Genomic DNA, 12,922 nt, shown 5'->3' on the forward strand with positions numbered 1-12,922 from the left:
AGGAATTCCTACCCTCGAGAGCAGGAGGCGCGCGTGGTCAAATCCGTGATCAGGTTAGTAACACTGGCAATGTCCTTGATGGCGCTGGCCGTTGCGGCACCGCCGGTTCCAGCCTTTGCCGCCGGAGGTGGCGGCGGCGCCGATTCACCGATGGCGACGACCCCACCGCCGGAAACCAGGTCGGCGCCGCGGCCCGCCAGAAGCAGCACCCAAAAGGCCAAGAAGAAAGCCAAGGAAACCAGCCTCGGCGACCCCGCCTTTATCCAGGGGTATCGTGCAGCCTATGCGACGATCTATGACCGCAACGAGTATGCCGGCGCCATCGAGCAGTTGAAGGCGCTCGGCCACGACGATCATCCCAACGTGGCCAATCTGATCGGCTACTCCTATCGCAAGCTCGGTGACTACAAACTGTCGCAAGCCTGGTACGAGCGCGCGCTCAAGGCGGATCCGAACCACGTGCTGACCTGGCAGTACTACGGCCTATGGCAGATCGAGCAGGGCAACCGTGATTCTGCGCAATATCATTTGAGCCGGATCGCTGCGATCTGCGGCACCGAATGCACGGAGTATCGTTCGCTCGCGGCCGCGCTTGAGAAGCCGCCCGGTTCGAGCCTCGTCTATTGAAGTGTGCGAGACAATCGCCGCGGGCATATTCCCTTGCGAGAAGCGCCTGCGGCTAGTTTGGGCTGGCGATCAGCTTACAGCCCGACGAAATGCGTTCTAGCTTTGCGGTCTGGCCTCAGGAGCAGCTGCGGCCGCCGGCATCGCGCGGGTGCGGAAATAGTCCAGCACGAACAGACGTATCGCCGAGGACAAATTGCCCTGCTGGCGGTTGCTGTCGATCTCGCCGACCAGTTCGGACAGCGTCATGTTCCGCAGGCCCGAGATTTCCTTCATGCCGTTCCAGAACGCCTCTTCGAGGCTGACGCTGGTCTTGTGGCCGGCGACCACGATCGAGCGCTTGACGACCGGCGACTTCATGATGCGTCTCCGCCGTCGATGCGATGTTGATCCAGCAAGTTCCCGGCGCGTTCCTTGGCCTGCTCGTCGAGCGCGCGTTCGGATTTGGTACGGCCGAACCGCGCGCGGTTGGCGTCGGCCTGCTTGACCGAGGCTTCGCGCTCGTTGCGCTTCTTGAAGCGCTTCAGGTTGACCACGTCCCCCATGCTCGCCTCCATCATCCGGCGACTTGAAGGTGTGAAAATCCATTACGTATGCAAACGTGATCACGCCGCGCGCGTGCAAAATCGATAGTCATCAGAATCCCCGTGTAGCGCTCTCTGATAGCATCAAAAAATAAGCTTCGCTCTGCGAAAACCAAATATTTTGTGCTCGTACCTTGTGTCCGCGAGATGGCGATCGATGAGCAAACTCAATCTTTGGGAGTTATGATCAATAATCACGTCACGCACGTCCGTAGTTTACCGGGGTCGCGCGACCGTTAGCCCGGGTGTGTCATCTTGTCGGGCTGGACCAGGCGATCGAACTCGGCCGCAGTAACGAACCCAAGCCGCACAGCCTCTTCTTTCAACGTGGTTCCGCGCGCATGCGCCGATTTGGCGACCTTGGCGGCGTTGTCATAACCGATCTTGGGCGCGAGCGCCGTCACCAGCATCAGTGAACGCTCCATCAAATCGCGGATGCGCTTTTCGTCGGCGCGTATTCCCACCACGCAATGCTCGGTGAAGGAGCGAACCACGTCCGACAACAATTGGATGGAATTCAACATACAATATGCCAGCACGGGCTTGTACACGTTCAGCTCGAAATGGCCCTGGCTGCCGGCGACGGTCACGGCGGTCTGGTTGCCGAACACCTGGCAGCAAACCATCGTCAGCGCTTCGCATTGGGTCGGGTTGACCTTGCCCGGCATGATCGACGAACCCGGTTCGTTTTCGGGCAAGATCAATTCGCCGAGGCCGGAGCGCGGGCCCGATCCCAAGAGGCGAATATCGTTGGCGATCTTGAACAGGCCGGTTGCCACCGAGTTGATCGCGCCATGCACCAGCACATAGGCGTCGTTGGAAGCCAGCGCCTCGAACTTGTTGGCGGCACTCGTGAACGGCAGTTTTGTAATCTTGGCGACGTGCCTTGCGAATGTCCTCGCGAATTTCGGCTTCGAGTTGAGGCCGGTGCCCACAGCGGTGCCACCTTGCGCCAGCGGGAATAGATCCTTCACCGCCACGCGCAGCCGTGCGATGCCGCTTTCCACCTGTGCGGCGTAGCCCGAAAATTCCTGGCCCAGCGTCAGCGGCGTCGCATCCTGGGTATGGGTGCGGCCGATCTTGACGATCCTGGCGAACGCCTTTTCCTTCTTGCGCAGTTCGCGATGCAATTCGCTCAGGGCCGGGATCAGATCGTCAATAATGCGTCCGGCGGCGGCGATATGCATCGCGGTCGGGAATGAATCATTCGACGACTGGCTCATATTAACGTGATCGTTGGGATGAACCGGCTTCTTGGCACCGAGGTCGCCGCCGAGCATCTGGTTGGCGCGGTTGCCGATCACCTCGTTGAGATTCATGTTGGTCTGGGTGCCCGAACCGGTTTGCCAGACCACCAGCGGAAAATGATCGTCGAGCTTGCCCTCGATCACCTCGCGCGCGGCGCGGGTGATGGCGGTGGCGCGGCGCGCGTCGAGCAGGCCGAGATCGCGGTTGGTCTGCGCGGCGGCGAGCTTGACGATGCCGAGCGCATGGACGAGCGCGGTCGGCATGCGGTCATGGCCGATGCGGAAATTCTGCCGCGAGCGCTCGGTCTGCGCGCCCCAATAGCGATCGGCGGGGACATCAATGGGCCCGAAACTGTCGGTTTCGCTGCGGGTGGATTTGGATCGCTTGGGTGTCGCTCGTCGGGCCATCAATGAATTCCGTTACGCGTGGATGCGGAACGGTCATTGTAGCGCGCCGCGGATTTTCCCGCGCGTAGATTGTCTCCAGTTATTTCTTGCGGAAACGATCGAGCCGCACCACTTCCGCGCCCTCGCTCGGCTTGGCCGGCTCGTCCTTGCTCTCGTCCTTGCTTTCGGCGGCTGTAGCCGGTGCAGGAACGGGCAGGCTAGGGGCTGCGGGAACGGCGGTCAGGTTGGCGGTGGGCGTTTCGGCGGCCTCGTCGGATGGCTCGAATTGCAGCCCGAACTTCACCGAAGGATCGAGGAAGCTCTTGATCGCCGCGAACGGAACCACCAGCCGCTCGGGGATGCCGCCGAACGACAGGCCGACCTCGAAGCGATCCTCGCTCACCACCAGATCCCAGAACTGGTGCTGCAGGATGATGGTCATCTCTTCCGGATATTGCGCCAGCAGCCGCGGCGACAGTTTGACGCCGTCGGCGGTGGACAGGAAGGTGATGAAGAAATGATGCTCGCCGGGCAGCCCGTGTTCGGCGGCGTCGGTCAGCACGCGGCGCAGCACCCCGCGCAGCGCGTCGCGCGCCAGCACGTCATAACGGATGTGGTCGGTCGCCATGGTGGTCCTGTCACGTTGAGATGGTGGCTGCCGGTCGCCCGACTCGCCATTTTGACCCATGCTACCCCGGCGGGGGCCGCAGGTCAGCAGGCGTCATGAGTGGAATTTCCGGCAGAAGCGTTCCGCCGGGCGGCAAATCGCAAGAAAACCGGCAAGAAAATTCACAAGAAAATCTCGCAGGAAAAGCAGGCGCAAACAAAGTGGAGGCTTCTGTTGCCAGGTGCCTCCCAACCCCGCCTAGCGGAGCTTAACCCACCAGGACTTTAGACTTGGTTTTTCAAACTGCGTTACGCAGCCTGAGCAACCGGAGCATAGTTGTCGTTTGCAACTATTGCATAGCCCGATAACGGCGGAACCATACCGAGAAAAAACACGCCCTTTACGCCCTCGTCGATCCTGTTTCGCCCCCGCCGAAACCCGCCGTCAGGGGGTGGGCTTGGGTGGAGGCGCCGGGTACTGCCCCCGGGTCCGAATGGTTTATTGCGACGGCAATTTATTTCCATAGCCGGCGAACCGGCGCCCCTAATATAGGGGGCAAAGGCTGAGAAAAATAGTGCCGGGGTGGGCGTGGAAAGCGCGGGAACCGGCCGAATTGGGATTGGCCCTGGCGGTGCCGCCGTTCTAGATTTTGGGCCATGCCTTCGAAAAAATCCCCGGCTTCGGAATCCCCGCCGGCCGCCGTCCCGGCGCCGGATCTTCCTGCATCGCACCCGCCAAACCAGCCTGGCCTGCTTGAGCTGTTCGTGGCGTTCGCGAAAATGTCGCTGGCTGGCTTCGGCGGGGTGCTGGTCTGGGCCCGGCGCGGCATCGTCGACCAGCACCGCTGGATGACGGCGGAAGAATTCAACGAAACCTTCGCGCTGTGCCATTTTCTGCCAGGGCCCAATATCGTCAACCTGTCGGTCGTGTTCGGCTCGCGCTTTCGTGGCATTGCCGGCGGCATCGCAGCCTTTGCCGGGCTGGTCGGCCCGCCCATGGTGATCGCCACGATCCTCGCGGCGCTGTATGCGCGCTACGGCGAGATCGACGCGCTGCGGCGGATCCTGGCCGGCGTTTCCTGCGCGGCGGTCGGGCTTCTGATGGCGGTCGTCTTCAAGATGATGATGCCGCTGATCAAAAAGCGCGACCTGGTCGGGCTCGTGATCCTGCTCGCGGTGTTCATAGCGATCGGCCTGCTGCGGCTGCCGCTGCAGACGGTGCTGCTGGTGGCGGTCCCGCTCAGCCTCGGCGTTACCTATTTTCTGCGCCAGCGGGTGGCCGCATGAATTCGGACGGCAATCCGATTTCGACGCTCGTTTGGACTTTCGGTTTGATGTCGCTGTTTGCGGTTGGCGGCGCGAATTCGGCCATACCCGAGATGCACCGGATCGCGGTCGACGTTCACCACTGGATGAATGACAAGCAATTCGCCGACATCTTCGCCATCTCCCAGCTCTCGCCGGGGCCGAACGTGCTGATCGTGACCCTGATCGGCTATTCCGTCGCTGGGGTGGCCGGCGCGCTGGCGGCGACCCTGGCGATGTGCGGCCCGACCGCCATCCTTGCCTATTATGTGAGCCGCCTGCTGCAGCGGTCGAGCCAATCCCGCTGGCCCGCCATTATCCAGGCGGCCCTTGTTCCGCTTTCGATCGGCCTGATGGGCGCCAGTGGCCTGATTTTGGCGCTGACTTCGGACCTTAGCTGGGTGGCCGGCCTGATTACGGCGGCCGCCGCGGTTCTGGCCTTTGCGACGCGGCTCAATCCGGTCTGGATATTGCTGGCCGGAGGTGCTTTGGGTTTTGCTGGCGTTGTCTGAGGAAAATCGCTAGGCAAGACCTTGGGACTGTGCACAAACGCCATCCAATCAGAAACGCCATCCAATCAGAACGGGCGGGAAGCCCTGTCGGGGGGGAGATATCGATGAGTGATACGCCGAGCCACGCGCCGGTCAAATCTATCATGCCGAAATGGGTTCGCGGTCCGCAGGACTTCGTCGGCGGGGTCGCGCTGATAGCGATCGCGCTGTTCGCCCTGTGGGCGTCGAGCGATTTGCAGGGCATGCGGGGATTCTCGTTCGGAGCCGGAACCGCACCGCGCATGTTCGCCTTTCTGTTGCTCGGATTGGGCGTTGCGGTGATGGTCGTCGGCCTCCTCACCGAGGGCGCGCACCTGGCGAAATACCATTGGCGCGGTCCGCTGTTCGTATCCCTGGCGATTCTCTCCTTTGCGCTCATGATCCGCCCGATGGGCCTGATCGTCACGGCGTTCTCGAGCTTCCTGATTGCGGCATTGGGCACGCCGGAAACGAAATGGACGGAAACCATCATCGTCGCCGTGTGCCTGACGGTGTTCTGCAGCCTGTTGTTTCCTTACGCGCTGGGTCTGCCCTTGCAGATGCTGCCCAAATTTATGATCCGGTGAGGGTGTGATGGGTGACGTTTTTTCAAACCTTAGCCTCGGCTTCGGCGTCGTATTCCAGCTGGTGCAGTGGACCCCCGCTTTTCTTGGCGGCGTGTCCATTCCTATTCCCGTCAACATTCTGCTCTGCCTGATTGGTGCGCTGGTCGGAACGCTGGTCGGCGTGCTGCCGGGCATCGGCACCATCGCCACGGTCGCCATGCTGCTGCCGATCACCTTCGGCCTGCCGCCGGTCGGCGCACTGATCATGCTCGCCGGCATCTACTACGGTGCGCAATATGGCGGTTCGACCACCTCGATCCTGGTCAACATTCCAGGCGAGGCGGGCTCCGTGGTGACCGCGCTCGACGGTTTTCAGATGGCCAAGAAGGGACGCGCAGGTCCGGCCCTGGCGATCGCGGCGATCGGCTCGTTCTTTGCGGGCTGCGTCGCGACCGTCCTGATCGCCGTGCTGGGTGCGCCACTCACAAAACTCGCGCTGGCGTTCGGGCCCGCCGAATATTTCTCGCTGATGGTGCTCGGCCTGATCTTCGCGGTGGTGCTTGCCAAGGGCTCGGTGCTTAAGGCGATCGCGATGATCGTGTTCGGCCTGCTGTTGTCGATGGTCGGGTCCGACATCGAGACCGGCGCATCGCGGATGGCTTTCAACATCCCCGAACTCGCGGACGGCCTCGGCTTTGCCACCGTTGCGATGGGTCTGTTCGGCTTCGCCGAGATCATCCGCAATCTCGATGCGGGCGGCGAAACCGACCGCCAGCTGGTGCAGCAGAAGGTCACCGGCCTGATGCCGACCAAAAAAGACCTGTTGGATTCCACGCCGGCGATCCTGCGTGGCACGGTGCTGGGATCGATCCTCGGCATTCTGCCGGGCGGCGGCGCGGTCATCGCATCCTTCGCCGCCTATACGCTGGAAAAGAAGGTATCGAAGCATCCGGAGAAATTCGGCCACGGCGTGATCGAGGGTGTCGCGGCGCCTGAAAGCGCCAACAACGCGGCGGCCCAGACCTCGTTCATTCCGCTATTGACGCTCGGCATCCCGCCGAACGCTGTGATGGCGCTGATGGTCGGCGCGATGACCATTCACGGCATCGTGCCGGGACCGCAGGTGATGCAGAAGCAGCCCGAACTCGTCTGGGGCATGATCGCTTCGATGTGGGTCGGCAATTTGATGCTGCTGATCATCAACCTGCCGCTGGTCGGGATCTGGGTGCGGCTGTTGCGCGTGCCCTATCGGCTGATGTTCCCCTCGATCGTGGTGTTCTGCGCGATCGGCATCTATTCGGTGAACAATGCGCCGACGGACGTGGTGCTCGCCGGCGTGTTCGGGCTGGTCGGATACTGGCTGATCAAGCATGATTTCGAGCCGGCGCCGCTGCTGCTCGGAATGGTGCTCGGACCGCTGATGGAAGAGAACTTGCGCCGGGCGCTGCTGATCTCGCGCGGTGACTGGTCAGTGTTCCTGACGCGTCCGCTATCGGCGGTTTTGATGGCCATCGCTGCAGGTCTGCTGGTGCTGGCGGTACTGCCATCGCTCCGCAAGAAGCGCGATCAGGTGTTCGTGGAATCCGAGAACTGACCTGCGTCGGCTCGCCACAGTCCGAAGTCGAATCGACTTCGTTCGTTCTTTCGTGAAATGGAAATGCCGGCCGATCGGGCCGGCATTTGCTTCAATGCTTAGCTGGGAGAATTAGATGAAACTGTATGGTCGTCGCTCTATGGCGGGTGGTTGCCTGGCCATCCTTGCCGGGCTGGTCGCGCTTGCCGCGCCGGCGCACGCGCAAAACTACCCGACGCGTAGCATCACCATGATCGTGCCGTTTGCGGCGGGCGGTCCGACCGACGTGATCGCGCGCATCGTCACCGGCCATATGGCGCAAACGCTCGGCCAGGCCATCATCATCGAGAACGTGGTCGGCGCCGGCGGTACCACCGCCACGACCCGCGCGTCGAAGGCCGCCAATGACGGCTATACGCTGATCACCGGGCATATGGGCACGCATGCGGCCTCGGTGCCGCTCTATCCCAAACTCGCCTATCATCCCGAAAAGGATTTCGAGCCGGTCGGGCTGCTCGCCGGCACGCCGATCCTGATCCTGGCGCGCAAGGATCTCGCGCCCAAGGACCTCAAGGAATTCATCACCTACGTCAAGGCGAACGAAACCAAGGTCAACGCGGCGCATGCCGGCGTTGGGTCGGTTTCGAACGTGTCGTGCGAGTTGCTGAACTCGGTGCTGGGGGTCAAGCCGGTCGGCGTGCCCTTCAACGGCACCGGACCTGCGATGAACGCGCTGGTGGCCGGACAAGTCGATTACATGTGCGACCAGATCGTCAACGCCGTGCCGCAGATCAATGGCGGCACCATCAAGGCCTATGCGATTGCGACCGCCGAGCGCAATCCGTCGCTGCCCGATGTTCCGACCACCACGGAGGCCGGCTTGCCGGCCTTCCAGGCCCAGGCGTGGAATGCGATTTTCGCGCCCAAGGGAACGCCCGCCCCGATCATCGCCAAGCTGAACGAGGCGATCGTCAAGGCACTCGACGACGAGAACGTCAAAAAGCGCCTGCTCGAACTCGGCAGCGTGATCCCGGGTCCCAAGGATCGCACGCCGGAAGCGCTGGCCGCACTGGTGAAGAGCGAGATCGCGAAGTGGACGCCGGTCCTTAAGCCGGCAGGTTAATCAATCTGATCAGGTAGATAGGTGAGGGGCGGGACGCAGGTTCCGCCCCTTGTCGTTTTTCGTAGCGTTTTCAAGCGAAGTGGATACCGGTTCGCGTGAAGAAAACGCGTCAAAAACAAGAGGCTTTAGTCCGGAAACATCACTTTTCCGGGTATAATCAGGGCGTAGCCGAATCGGTGCTGTCGATTGCCGCGTCCGGCCGCTAAATTCGCCTTCCCGAAAGGCTTGCGAAACCGACGCCAAGAAGGCTCCTTGATCAAGAAGACTCCATGAATCAGTACCACGACCTGCTCGAACGGATCCTCGCTGACGGCGCGGAGAAGCACGACCGCACCGGCACCGGCACGCTGTCGATCTTCGGTCACCAGATGCGCTTCAGCTTAAGCGCCGGGTTTCCGATGCTGACCACCAAGCGGCTGCCGCTGAAGGCGATCGTGCACGAATTGCTGTGGTTTCTGGCCGGCGACACCAACATCAAATATCTCAAGGACAACGGCGTTTCGATCTGGGACGAATGGGCCGACGCCAATGGCGATCTCGGCCCTGTCTATGGCTCGCAATGGCGATCCTGGCCGGCGCCTGACGGCCGCCGCATCGACCAGATTTCCAATCTCATCGACATGATCAGGCGCAACCCGGATTCGCGGCGCCTGATCGTGAGCGCGTGGAATCCGGCCGATGTCGACAAGATGGCGCTGCCGCCCTGTCACTGCCTGTTCCAGTTCTATGTCGCCAATGGCAAGCTGTCGTGCCAGCTCTATCAGCGCTCCGCCGACGTGTTCCTCGGCGTGCCCTTCAACATCGCGTCCTACGCGTTGCTGACAATGATGGTGGCGCAGGTGACGGGATTGAAGGCGGGCGATTTCGTGCACTCGCTCGGCGACGCGCATCTCTATTCCAACCATCTCGAACAGGCGCGGCTGCAACTGACGCGGCCGACGCGGCCGCTGCCGGTCATGAAGATCAATCCGGAGGTCAAGGACATCTTCGCTTTCCGTTACGAGGACTTCGTGCTCGAAGGCTACGATCCGCACCCGCATATCAAGGCTGCGGTGGCTGTATGAGATGCAGTGTGAGCGATTGAATGGCTCTTGCGATCCGCCGCGCGCGTCCCGATGAAGCCGGGCTTGTCTTGTCCCTGGTTCGCGAACTCGCCGAGTACGAAAAGCTGCTTCACGAGGTCGAGGCCACCGAAGCTGACATCGACGCCGCGCTGTTCGGCAGCCATCCGCGGCTGTTTTGCGAGATTGCGGAGTGGGAGGGCGAGCCGGCCGGCTTCGCGGTCTGGTTCGTCAATTTCTCAACGTTCAGCGGCCGGTCCGGTATCTATCTTGAGGATCTGTTCGTCCGGCCGGCGCAGCGCGGCAAAGGCATCGGCAAGGCGCTGCTGGCGCAGCTTGCGAAACAATGTGTGGCCAACGGCTGGTCGCGCTTGCAATGGTCGGTGCTGGACTGGAATACGCCGTCGATCGACTTTTACAAATCGCTGGGCGCGGTCCTGATGGACGAGTGGACGGTGTGCCGGGTAAGCGGTCCGACGTTGACAGCGCTGGCGCAAGGGACGCGTTGATGGAAATTGTTCTCATTGTCGCGGTCGCCGAAAACGGCGTGATCGGCGCCGGCGGCGCCATCCCGTGGCGGCTGAAATCCGACATGCAGCGGTTGAAGGCGATGACGATGGGAAAGCCGATCGTGATGGGCCGCAAGACCTTCGAGTCGATTCCGCGCCGGCCGCTGCCCGGGCGGACCAATATCGTGGTGACGCGCGATGCCACCTATCGTGCCGCCGGCGCCGTGGTCACGACTTCCTTCGCGGACGCCAGGGCAATTGCCACCGGCGACGCGCTGCGACGTTTCGCCACTGAGATCGCGATCATCGGCGGCGCGGAAATCTATGCGCAATGGATCGATCGTGCCGATCGGCTGGAAATCACCGAGGTGCATGCCCGGCCCGACGGCGATACGCGTTTCGCCGCAATTGCGGCTTCGGACTGGGTAGAGGTCGCGCGCGTGCGGAATCCGGCCGGACCCGACGACAGCGCCGACTTCTCCTATGTGACATTTCGTCGGCGCGGCACGCGTCAATTGTCGCATTAACCTCGCTAGGCAATGTTTGCATTGACAATTTTGGCCCCAATCATAGCTGCTTAAGACCATAAGCTTGCGTTGTAAGGGCCCGGGCGGTCCCCTATAAAGCCGGTCGGACATGCGAGGCCGGGCATTTTGCCCAATCAGGCGGACCCGGGCCCGCGGAGGAGACTTTTATATGCCGTGGAAGAATCAAGGCGGGGGCCCGTGGGGCTCGGGTCCGAAGGGACCGTGGGGCAACGGACCTCAATCGGTTGGGCCGCGCCCGCCCGATCTTGAGGACCTTCTGCGTCGCGGCCAGGACAAGCTGCAGAATCTTCTGCCCGGCGGCCATTTCAGCGGCATGGGCATCGCACTGGTTCTGATCGGCGCGCTGGCGATCTGGTTCCTGTCGGGCTTCTTCCGCGTTCAGTCGGAAGAGCTCGGCGTGATCCTGCGCTTCGGCAAGCACATCAAGACCGTGCAGCCCGGCCTGAACTACCATCTGCCGTATCCGATCGAGACCGTGCTGCTGCCGAAGGCGCTGCGCGTTTCCACCATCTCGATCGGCATGACGCTGATCAGCGATCCGAGCGGGCGCGGCCGCACCATGCGCGACGTGCCGGAAGAAAGCCTGATGCTGACCGGCGACGAGAACATCGTCGACGTCGATTTCACGGTGCTGTGGCGGATCAAGCCCGATGGCGTCGGCAATTACCTGTTCAACATCCAGAACCCCGAGGGCACCGTGAAGGCGGTGGCCGAAAGCGCCATGCGCGAGGTGATCGGCCGCTCCAACATCCAGCCGATCCTGACCGGCGCCCGCACCACCACGGAAGCCGGTGTGCAGGAACTGATGCAGAAGACGCTCGACAATTATGGTTCGGGCGTTCAGATCACGCAGGTACAGATGCAGAAGGTCGATCCGCCCGCGCAGGTGATCGACGCGTTCCGCGACGTGCAGGCCGCCCGCGCCGACCTCGAGCGTCTGCAGAACGAAGCCCAGACATACGCCAACCGCGTCGTTCCCGACGCACGCGGCCGCGCCGCGCAGATCCTGCAGGTCGCCGAAGGTTACAAGGAACAGGCGGTCGCCGAGGCCAAGGGTCAGAGCGCGCGCTTCCTGAAAGTCTATGACGAATACAACAAGGCGAAAGACGTGACGCGGCAGCGGATTTATCTCGAGACGATGGAACGTATCCTCGCCAATGCCGAGAAGCTCGTCTATGACGGCGGCCCGTCGGCGCAGAACATGGTGCCGTATCTGCCGCTCAACGAGTTGTCGCCGCGGCGAACGCCGGCGCCGCCCGCCACCGGTCAGCAGCAGCAGCAGGGAGGCAACCGATGAGGTCTCCCGTCACAGGCATTGTCCTTCTGATCACGCTGTTCGTCGTCGTCATCCTCGGCTACAGCTCCGTCTTCACCGTCGACCAGACCCAGCAAGTGCTGGTGGTGCGGCTCGGTGAACCCATCCGCGTCGTCACCGAACCGGGCCTGAACTTCAAGGCGCCGTTCATCGACACCGTCATCTCGATCGACAAGCGCATCCTCGATCTGGAAAATCCGTCGCAGGAAGTGATCGCTTCGGACCAGAAGCGGCTGGTGGTCGACGCCTTCGCCCGCTACCGCATCAAGAACGCGCTGCGCTTCTATCAGAGCATCGGTTCGATCCAGGCGGCCAACATTCAGCTCACCACGTTGTTGAATGCGTCGCTGCGCCGCGTGCTGGGCGAGGTCTCCTTCATCACGGTGGTGCGCGATGAGCGCGAAGCGCTGATGCTGCGTATTCGCGAACAGCTCGACAAGGAGGCCGACGGTTACGGCATCCAGGTCGTCGACGTGCGAATCCGCCGCGCCGATCTGCCGGAGCAGAACAGCCAGGCGGTCTATCAGCGCATGCAGACCGAGCGGGCGCGTGAAGCCGCCGAGTTCCGCGCCCAAGGCGGACAGAAGGCGCAGGAGATCAGGTCGAAGGCCGATCGTGAGGCGACCGTCATCATCGCGGAAGCCAATTCGACGTCCGAACAGACGCGCGGTGCCGGCGATGCCGAGCGCAACCGCCTGTTCGCCGAGGCCTATGGCAAGGATCCCGACTTCTTTGCGTTCTATCGCTCGATGTCGGCCTATGAAACCGGGCTTCGCAGCAACGACACCCGCTTCCTGCTGCGGCCGGATTCGGAGTTCTTCCGCTTCTTCGCCAATTCGGCCGGTCACCCGCCGGCCGCCGCCGCGCCAGCCGCGCCGAAGCAATAGCTCTCGGCCGACCACACCATATCAGGCGAAGCGGACCCCGCTTCGCCTGCGATAAAA

The 12,922-nt window shown here is 62.3% G+C and carries 15 protein-coding genes and 1 other RNA gene; 11 read left to right on the top strand and 5 right to left on the bottom strand.

Translation table 11 applies throughout. From position 1 onward, the window contains the following. Window positions 1-33 precede the first annotated feature (33 nt). The gene (locus tag JQ597_RS22190; RefSeq protein WP_312011046.1) at window positions 34-627 is read left to right on the top strand and encodes a tetratricopeptide repeat protein; all 594 of its coding nucleotides are present in this window, start codon (window positions 34-36) and stop codon (window positions 625-627) included. Window positions 628-723: 96 nt separating this feature from the next. Here the strand turns inward: JQ597_RS22190 and JQ597_RS22195 are convergent, their stop codons facing one another. The 5 genes from JQ597_RS22195 to ssrA form a co-directional block, all read right to left on the bottom strand. Next, window positions 724-984 (bottom strand): ribbon-helix-helix domain-containing protein, encoded by a 261-nt coding sequence (locus tag JQ597_RS22195; protein WP_212206970.1) that lies wholly within the window; start codon window positions 982-984, stop codon window positions 724-726. Continuing rightward, window positions 981-1,169, bottom strand: coding sequence for a DUF4169 family protein (locus JQ597_RS22200; RefSeq protein ID WP_212266439.1), 189 nt, complete (start codon window positions 1,167-1,169; stop codon window positions 981-983). Before JQ597_RS22200 ends, JQ597_RS22195 begins: the two co-directional genes overlap by 4 nt. 275 nt (window positions 1,170-1,444) lie before the next feature. Then, window positions 1,445-2,863, bottom strand: coding sequence for a class II fumarate hydratase (gene fumC, locus JQ597_RS22205; RefSeq protein WP_212266441.1), 1,419 nt, complete (start codon window positions 2,861-2,863; stop codon window positions 1,445-1,447). 79 nt (window positions 2,864-2,942) lie between these two features. Then, complete coding sequence (locus JQ597_RS22210) at window positions 2,943-3,470, bottom strand: SspB family protein (protein WP_212266443.1); 528 nt, start codon at window positions 3,468-3,470, stop codon at window positions 2,943-2,945. Between the two features lie 199 nt (window positions 3,471-3,669). Then, window positions 3,670-4,027: a transfer-messenger RNA gene (gene ssrA, locus JQ597_RS22215) on the bottom strand. A 78-nt stretch (window positions 4,028-4,105) separates the two neighbouring features. On the opposite strand from ssrA, the gene JQ597_RS22220 reads away from it, so the two are divergent. The 10 genes from JQ597_RS22220 to hflC all read left to right on the top strand — a co-directional run bounded on the left by JQ597_RS22220 (window position 4,106) and on the right by hflC (window position 12,865). Then, window positions 4,106-4,735: a chromate transporter gene (locus tag JQ597_RS22220; RefSeq protein WP_212266446.1), complete on the top strand. Its 630-nt coding sequence runs from the start codon at window positions 4,106-4,108 to the stop codon at window positions 4,733-4,735. After that, complete coding sequence (locus JQ597_RS22225; protein ID WP_212266448.1) at window positions 4,732-5,265, top strand: chromate transporter; 534 nt, start codon at window positions 4,732-4,734, stop codon at window positions 5,263-5,265. Before JQ597_RS22220 ends, JQ597_RS22225 begins: the two co-directional genes overlap by 4 nt. A 104-nt stretch (window positions 5,266-5,369) precedes the next feature. Further along, entirely contained in the window at window positions 5,370-5,870 is a 501-nt protein-coding gene (locus JQ597_RS22230; RefSeq protein WP_212266450.1) for a tripartite tricarboxylate transporter TctB family protein, read from the top strand. 7 nt (window positions 5,871-5,877) lie between these two features. Then, window positions 5,878-7,443, top strand: coding sequence for a tripartite tricarboxylate transporter permease (locus JQ597_RS22235; protein WP_212266452.1), 1,566 nt, complete (start codon window positions 5,878-5,880; stop codon window positions 7,441-7,443). A gap of 115 nt (window positions 7,444-7,558) precedes the next feature. Further along, on the top strand, window positions 7,559-8,545 hold the full coding sequence (locus tag JQ597_RS22240) for a tripartite tricarboxylate transporter substrate binding protein BugD (protein ID WP_409363315.1): 987 nt from the start codon (window positions 7,559-7,561) through the stop codon (window positions 8,543-8,545). Window positions 8,546-8,814: 269 nt separating this feature from the next. Then, entirely contained in the window at window positions 8,815-9,609 is a 795-nt protein-coding gene (locus tag JQ597_RS22245) for a thymidylate synthase (protein WP_212266454.1), read from the top strand. Between the two features lie 20 nt (window positions 9,610-9,629). Then, window positions 9,630-10,115: a GNAT family N-acetyltransferase gene (locus tag JQ597_RS22250; RefSeq protein ID WP_212266456.1), complete on the top strand. Its 486-nt coding sequence runs from the start codon at window positions 9,630-9,632 to the stop codon at window positions 10,113-10,115. Then, complete coding sequence (locus JQ597_RS22255) at window positions 10,115-10,642, top strand: dihydrofolate reductase (RefSeq protein WP_212266458.1); 528 nt, start codon at window positions 10,115-10,117, stop codon at window positions 10,640-10,642. The genes JQ597_RS22250 and JQ597_RS22255 overlap by 1 nt, the downstream gene beginning before the upstream one ends. 169 nt (window positions 10,643-10,811) lie before the next feature. Then, a complete protein-coding gene (hflK, locus tag JQ597_RS22260; RefSeq protein WP_212266460.1) occupies window positions 10,812-11,960 on the top strand; it encodes an FtsH protease activity modulator HflK in 1,149 nt (382 codons plus the stop codon). Continuing rightward, window positions 11,957-12,865: a protease modulator HflC gene (hflC, locus tag JQ597_RS22265; RefSeq protein ID WP_212266462.1), complete on the top strand. Its 909-nt coding sequence runs from the start codon at window positions 11,957-11,959 to the stop codon at window positions 12,863-12,865. Before hflK ends, hflC begins: the two co-directional genes overlap by 4 nt. Window positions 12,866-12,922: the final 57 nt, after the last annotated feature.

The organism is Bradyrhizobium sp. AUGA SZCCT0177 (assembly GCF_018130125.1).
Classification (GTDB): domain Bacteria; phylum Pseudomonadota; class Alphaproteobacteria; order Rhizobiales; family Xanthobacteraceae; genus Bradyrhizobium.

Coding starts and splice junctions, on each gene's coding strand:
- JQ597_RS22195 (WP_212206970.1), bottom strand. CDS start 984: ATGAAGTCGCCGGTCGTCAAGCGCTCGATCGTGGTCGCCGGCCACAAG.
- JQ597_RS22200 (WP_212266439.1), bottom strand. CDS start 1,169: ATGGGGGACGTGGTCAACCTGAAGCGCTTCAAGAAGCGCAACGAGCGC.
- fumC (WP_212266441.1), bottom strand. CDS start 2,863: ATGGCCCGACGAGCGACACCCAAGCGATCCAAATCCACCCGCAGCGAA.
- JQ597_RS22210 (WP_212266443.1), bottom strand. CDS start 3,470: ATGGCGACCGACCACATCCGTTATGACGTGCTGGCGCGCGACGCGCTG.
- JQ597_RS22220 (WP_212266446.1), top strand. CDS start 4,106: ATGCCTTCGAAAAAATCCCCGGCTTCGGAATCCCCGCCGGCCGCCGTC.
- JQ597_RS22225 (WP_212266448.1), top strand. CDS start 4,732: ATGAATTCGGACGGCAATCCGATTTCGACGCTCGTTTGGACTTTCGGT.
- JQ597_RS22230 (WP_212266450.1), top strand. CDS start 5,370: ATGAGTGATACGCCGAGCCACGCGCCGGTCAAATCTATCATGCCGAAA.
- JQ597_RS22235 (WP_212266452.1), top strand. CDS start 5,878: ATGGGTGACGTTTTTTCAAACCTTAGCCTCGGCTTCGGCGTCGTATTC.
- JQ597_RS22240 (WP_409363315.1), top strand. CDS start 7,559: ATGAAACTGTATGGTCGTCGCTCTATGGCGGGTGGTTGCCTGGCCATC.
- JQ597_RS22245 (WP_212266454.1), top strand. CDS start 8,815: ATGAATCAGTACCACGACCTGCTCGAACGGATCCTCGCTGACGGCGCG.
- JQ597_RS22250 (WP_212266456.1), top strand. CDS start 9,630: ATGGCTCTTGCGATCCGCCGCGCGCGTCCCGATGAAGCCGGGCTTGTC.
- JQ597_RS22255 (WP_212266458.1), top strand. CDS start 10,115: ATGGAAATTGTTCTCATTGTCGCGGTCGCCGAAAACGGCGTGATCGGC.
- hflK (WP_212266460.1), top strand. CDS start 10,812: ATGCCGTGGAAGAATCAAGGCGGGGGCCCGTGGGGCTCGGGTCCGAAG.
- hflC (WP_212266462.1), top strand. CDS start 11,957: ATGAGGTCTCCCGTCACAGGCATTGTCCTTCTGATCACGCTGTTCGTC.